Here is a 6047-nt window from a genome sequence, read left to right as displayed (position 1 = left end):
AATATGATTTTGCTTCGCAATTTGAAAACGGGATTGCACACATAGGCTTCAAAGGGAAAGATGGCTTTATAGACAAAAACAACAAAAGGTTTTTTGAGGACGATTAAAGATTTTTAACAAGGCTCATTGTAATCGCACTTAGAAGGGGCACGGAGAAGTTGTCATCCTCAAACGGCGCAAGTTCCGCAAGTGTTGCAACAAGTGCACCGGTTATAAAAACTGCAAGGCTCACAAGTCCGAGTTTGTAATAAATTGAGGCAATTAGGGTGTTTGCTAAAAGCGCTGCAGCCGTCCCTTCAAGAGTCTTCCCTGCAAATATGTGGATTTTTCCGATACTTACACCAACGCTCCAGGCAAGGAGATCGCCAAAGATCGTAAACATTATTGCAAGAGAGCCAATTGGAGGCTCAAAGAAAGAGAGCGTCATAAATGCCCCAAGCAAAAACATTACCATAGAGGAAATACGCTTTTCTTCGCTTGCTTTGTAGGCTATTGGAGCTTTAAAAATTCTATTAGAAAATCGCATAATCTCAAGGATAATAAAGGCAAGAAGAACTGCCCCAAGGAGAACAAGGGTGTAAATCTTGTAGAAGAGAATGCCTATTGCAAAGATTGAGGCAAACGGCCTTAACCACTTTCTTACAAGAAGTTTACGAATATTGTTGTCGGCATTCTTAAACTTTTCTCTCAAAAGGAATTCAAGCCTCTGCGCAACGCTATAGAGCCCTGCAATAAGGAATGAAACACTTTCGGTATTGATGCCGTAATAGAGTATCACAGAAATTATGAACAGTGGTAAAATAAAAAGGGTAATGGTATCGGCGGTGTGCCACTTGTTTCGCATAAAAAAGAAAAGTGCAATAATCAAAAGAATCGGAATGAAGATATAGACAAACCTCAAGTCCTTTAAAAGAAGAAGTGCAAGCGCATAACCCATAATACCGATTGAAGCAGCCATTCCACGTCCACCTTTAAACTTGAGGTAGAAAGGCGCAATATGCCCGATAACAGAAGCAAAGCCCGATGCAAATGCAACAGGAAGCGTTGCACCAAGTTTTATTGCGATGAAAATTGCAAGTGGAGATTTAAAAATGTCGTATATGCCCACTATTACTGCGTAGCCATAACCAAAAAGAGCGGCAGTATTTGCAATCCCTGGATTTTTTGAGCCTTCTTTAGTTACATCTCTTCCTTTTAACCTTCCAACAAAATACGCAGGAAGAAAACTTCCAAGAAGATAGCCAATAACAATCGGTAAAACCGTTTTCAAAAATATCTCCATAGGCGCTCCTCCAAAAATTGCAATTACTTTCTTATACCTTATTTTACAGCACTTTTTCAAAAATGCGCTCAAAAAAACGCTTGTATTTTTTAAAAATGCATTACAATTTTGTATAAAGTGTTAAATGAAAAATAGGAGGTTTACATTGTTAATTCTGCATATAGCAAAAGCAGGCGATTGGAAAGAGGCATTGGTTAAAGGAGAATACGAAACCGGAAGTTTAAAATCTGACGAGTTCATTCACTGTTCGTTACCTGAGCAAATAATTGACATTGCAAATACCAATTTCAGAAATGAAAAAGGTTTGGTTTTGCTTTGTATCGATTCTTCGAAAGTAAAAGCAGAGATTAAATTTGAATGTGGCGGTTTGCAGGATTACCCGCACATCTACGGGAAGTTAAACTTGGATGCAGTAATTAAGACTTTTCCTTTTGAGCCGGATTCTAATGGTAACTTCACTTTACCAGATGAGATAAAAGAAATTGCAAGCATTTTGAACAAGGAGGCAATATGACAAAGATTGTTGTTGATTCAACGGCGTATCTTGAAAAAGAGTTTATAGAAAAATTCGACATCAAAGTCGTCCCAATAAGGATTTTTTACAAAGGGCGTGACTTTAAAGAGGGGGAGGACATATCTATTGAGGAATTTTATAATTTCCTCAAAAATGCAGATGAGTTCCCCAAAACATCGCAACCATCAGTTGACGATTTCATAAGCGTATATAAACCAATTATAGAGAAGGGAGACTCAGTAATTTCCATCCACATTTCAGAAAAAGTAAGCGGGACTATAAATTCTGCACGCCTTGCAATAGAAACGCTCAAAACAAATGCGATAAAAATAATTGATTCACGCTCTTCCATTTACGCAATAAGATACCTTGCAGAACATGCAATAAGTCTCATAGAAAAGGGGCTTGACTTCGAAACTGTCTATAACGAAACAAGCAAGGTAGTCGAACGCCTCAAAGATAGGTTTGCCTTAAGCGAAATTAGGTACTTAGGAGCAAGCGGAAGGATTAGAAAGGAAATCGCAAATATCGGAAGCTTCCTAAGCGTGAAGCCGGTGTTCTCTTTTACAAATGGCGTTATAAAATTAGAAAGCGTTTTTAGAAGTTTTAGCAAGGCAAAAGAATACCTTAAGAAATTCGTAAGTAAAGAGTACTACGAACATGGAATCGAGAAAGTTGCAATTATGTATGGACTCAATAGAGACGAAGCAGAAGAGTTTGCAAAGAGCATAAAAGAAAGCTTTGGAGTTTTGGGAGACCTCATACAGGTGGGTTGTGCAATTGGGAATTACGCAGGGCCAGAGTGGCTCGGCGTGGGAATTCTTGGGAGGGAAAAATGAAAGTCATAGAATTTTTAAAGAAGAATTACAAATTGTATCTTATTAACACAGTCCTTGCAGTGCTAATCTATTACACATCCAAAATATACGATCTTACGAACCATGCAACAAGCTCGGTGCATATCCTTGTAACTCCTCTCGATAAAATTGTGCCCTTTATACCGCAATTCATCCTCATATACAATTCACTTGAGACTGTTATCTATATAACGCTTCTTTTCTTTTTCATTTTCCACCCACGCATTTTTACCCCTTTTGCGCTTTCGATGATTTCGCTATTTCTTGTTAGTAATTTCGTTTATGTTGTCTTCCAAACATATGTGCCACGACCAACCCTTGAGCCTGGCTCAAATTACTTTGTTAACAAGGTAATAGAACTCTATAGAAGCGACAACCCATATAACTGTTTCCCGAGTTTGCACTGCGGGACATCTGCACTTACAGCATCAGTGTGGTTCACGAAGAAAAAATACAGGGTAGTTGCATACATTATGTCCATCTGGGCAATTTTAATAATACTTTCAACGCAATTTTTAAAGCAGCATGTTATTGCAGATATTATTGGTGCACCACTTGCAATAGGCATATTCCTTATTTTTTACAAACTCTTTCATCTTCAAGAGGTTTCATAAAGAAAAATTAATTTTACCCTCTTTAAGCCTGAATAATCAAGGCTTCAATATCAATTAACCGTAAAGGTTTATAATAAGAGCTCTATTGACATTTTTCAAAACCTAACTAAAATTCACAACAAATTAAGAGGCAAATATGGAAAACATTATTTTAGTTTTGGCAACAAGAAAACATGCTAAAAAACATACCCGCACAAGAGCGCCGGCGGGCTGATATTTATTTATATTGTTTTTTATAAAAGCCGGCGCAAAGCCGGCTAATTTTAATTTATAGGAGGAAAAAATGAAGGGATTAGTAAAAATGGCTGTAGTTGTACTTGTGTTAGTGGTAGTTTTAGCAACAGCAACTGGTTGTGCAAGTTCAGGAGAGGTTACAGGCGTTGTAAAAGACCAGAGTGGTCAAGCGCTTTCAGGGGTAACCGTTTACCTGAACGACCTTACAACTACCACGGACTCAAACGGAAAATTTGCTTTCAACAATGTAAAAGAGGGGAATTATGTATTAAAAGTAACACTCGACGGAGCATCTCCTTACGAAGAGAACATTAATGTTGGAAGGTCTGGTGTATCAAAAGAAATTACCTTAACTTTAAACTCGCTTGCACGGGTAAAAAGGGCAGGTGTAATTGTTTTCGGTTCTGATACGACTTATGCTCCATTTGAATGGATTGACCCGCAAACAGGTAATGCAGTTGGATTTGATGTTGATCTTGCAAACCTTCTTGCAAGTAAAATTGGAGTGAAAGCACAGATTGTAACGGCAGACTTCTCGGGGATTATACCAGCACTTCAAACTGGAAAATTTGATGCAATAATATCTGCAATGACAATAACAGAAGAAAGAAAAAAGGAAGTTGATTTCTCAGACCCATACTATAACTCAGGTCAAATTATTGCAGTACAAGCGAGCAATAATTCCATAACAAAGCCAGAAGACCTGAACGGTAAAACTGTAGGTGTGCAAACAGGAACAACAGGAGAAGAGGCGGCTAAAAAAATTAAAGGAGTAACTATAAGAAGCTATCCTGATATCCAGCTTGCGCTATCCGACCTTGAAAATGGGAGAATTGATGCAGTAATTAACGATTTGCCAGTATCGCAGTACTACGCAAAAACACACCCAAAAATAAAGCTTGTAGGAGACCTCTTTACAACAGAGCAGTATGGTATAGCCTTTAGAAAAGATGAGCCTGAACTAAGAGACGCAATAAACAATGCTTTAAGGGAAATAAAGGCAGATGGGGAATACGCTGCCCTTTACAAGAAGTGGTTTGGTGTAGAGCCAAAGTCCATTCCATAGGAGGCACGTGTTATGCAATTCAGGTTTGACCTTTTTATACAAACATTGCCTTTTCTCCTTGAAGGACTGAAGACAACCATTGGTTTAACATTGCTTGCAATGGTTTTCGGAATAGTGTTTGGTCTTATAGTTGCCCTATTCAGGATTTCAAAGAGCCCTCTTTTAAGGGGGCTCTCTTCAATTTACGTGGATGTCTTAAGAGGAACGCCTTTATTATTACAGATACTCGTTGTTTATTATGTTTTTCCAGGCTTTGGTCTCAAACTCGATGCGTTCACTTCAGGTGTAGTTGCTCTTTCCTTTAATTCGGCTGCCTACATATCCGAAATATTCAGAGCTGGAATTGAATCTATTTCTTTTGGGCAGTTTGAAGCGGCAAACTCCCTCGGTATGAATTATTATCAAACTATGAAATATGTGATTCTTCCTCAAACAATAAGAAGGGTTATTCCACCAATCACAAATGAAATAGTAGCTCTATTAAAAGATACTTCGCTTGTTATGATTACTGGCATTGCAGAACTAACATACAAGTCAAAACAAATTTCTGCAGCAACTGCAAATGTGCTTACACCATATCTTGCAGCAGGAATAATTTATCTCTTGTTAACTATTCCTTTAACAAGATTATCTCAAAATCTCGAAAGGAGGTTTGTGAAAGGTGATTAAGACGGTAAATTTGACAAAGAGATTTGGAAATGTAAAGGTTTTTGAGAATGTGAATTTCGAAGTGAGAAAAGGTGAAAAGGTCGTAATTGTAGGGCCCTCAGGAGCAGGCAAAAGCACATTCCTAAGATGCCTTAACGCACTCGAACTGCCTTCTTCTGGCGAAATCTACTATGAAGGAACCCTTATTACCCAAAAGACGAACTTAAACAAACTGAGAGAGGAAATAGGAATGGTTTTCCAGCACTTTAACCTCTTCCCGCACCTTACTGCCCTTCAAAATGTTATGCTTGGGCCGGTTGTAGTAAAGAAGATGGATAAGAATCTTGCAAGAGACATCGCTATAGATTATCTTAAAAAAGTTGGGCTTGGTCATAGGCTCAACCACTATCCAAAGGAACTTTCAGGTGGAGAAAAACAGCGCGTTGCAATAGCAAGGGCACTTGCGATGCAGCCAAAATTGATGCTCTTCGATGAACCAACCTCTGCGCTTGACATCGAAATGATACAGGAAGTACTGGATGTTATGAAAGAGATTGCAGAAAACGGAATGACTATGGTTGTTGTTACCCACGAAATCAGTTTTGCAAAAGAGGTTGCAGACAGAGTTGTTTTTATGGCAGATGGACGAATAGTTGAAGAAGGGCACCCAACTGAATTTTTTGAAAATCCTCAAACTGAAAGAGCAAGAAGATTCCTTAAGAGCGTGCTGAGCGTATATTCTGTTTAATTTCGAAAACAAAGAAACTATTTTGGATTGAGGGATTTTTGGGGTTGCTTGTAAGATACTAAAATCTTACATTTAAAGAAACTA

The 6047-nt window shown here is 38.3% G+C and carries 7 protein-coding genes; 6 read left to right on the top strand and 1 reads right to left on the bottom strand.

Features of this window, described 5'->3' with window-relative positions; all coding sequences use genetic code 11:
* Nucleotides 1–103 precede the first annotated feature (103 nt).
* On the bottom strand, nucleotides 104–1282 hold the full coding sequence (locus JHC30_06220; GenBank protein MCI4463747.1) for a glycerol-3-phosphate acyltransferase: 1179 nt from the start codon (nucleotides 1280–1282) through the stop codon (nucleotides 104–106).
* A 145-nt stretch (nucleotides 1283–1427) separates the two neighbouring features.
* Here JHC30_06220 and JHC30_06215 point away from each other — a divergent pair, with 145 nt between their 5' ends.
* From JHC30_06215 to JHC30_06190, 6 genes are all read left to right on the top strand, one after another.
* On the top strand, nucleotides 1428–1796 hold the full coding sequence (locus JHC30_06215) for a DUF952 domain-containing protein (GenBank protein ID MCI4463746.1): 369 nt from the start codon (nucleotides 1428–1430) through the stop codon (nucleotides 1794–1796).
* Nucleotides 1793–2635 carry a DegV family protein gene (locus tag JHC30_06210; protein ID MCI4463745.1) on the top strand — a complete coding sequence of 281 codons (843 nt, stop codon included), beginning with the start codon at nucleotides 1793–1795 and terminating at the stop codon, nucleotides 2633–2635. Before JHC30_06215 ends, JHC30_06210 begins: the two co-directional genes overlap by 4 nt.
* A complete protein-coding gene (locus tag JHC30_06205) occupies nucleotides 2632–3267 on the top strand; it encodes a phosphatase PAP2 family protein (protein MCI4463744.1) in 636 nt (211 codons plus the stop codon). The genes JHC30_06210 and JHC30_06205 overlap by 4 nt, the downstream gene beginning before the upstream one ends.
* 283 nt (nucleotides 3268–3550) lie before the next feature.
* Nucleotides 3551–4567, top strand: coding sequence for a transporter substrate-binding domain-containing protein (locus JHC30_06200; GenBank protein ID MCI4463743.1), 1017 nt, complete (start codon nucleotides 3551–3553; stop codon nucleotides 4565–4567).
* Between the two features lie 12 nt (nucleotides 4568–4579).
* Nucleotides 4580–5236: an amino acid ABC transporter permease gene (locus JHC30_06195; GenBank protein MCI4463742.1), complete on the top strand. Its 657-nt coding sequence runs from the start codon at nucleotides 4580–4582 to the stop codon at nucleotides 5234–5236.
* The gene (locus tag JHC30_06190; GenBank protein ID MCI4463741.1) at nucleotides 5229–5963 is read left to right on the top strand and encodes an amino acid ABC transporter ATP-binding protein; all 735 of its coding nucleotides are present in this window, start codon (nucleotides 5229–5231) and stop codon (nucleotides 5961–5963) included. The genes JHC30_06195 and JHC30_06190 overlap by 8 nt, the downstream gene beginning before the upstream one ends.
* Nucleotides 5964–6047: the final 84 nt, after the last annotated feature.

This window comes from Caldisericum sp. (genome assembly GCA_022759145.1).
In the GTDB taxonomy this organism is placed as follows: Bacteria; Caldisericota; Caldisericia; order Caldisericales; family Caldisericaceae; genus Caldisericum.
The sequence above is the reverse complement of the archived record's forward strand: the minus strand, read 5'-3'. Positions and strand labels throughout refer to the sequence as shown.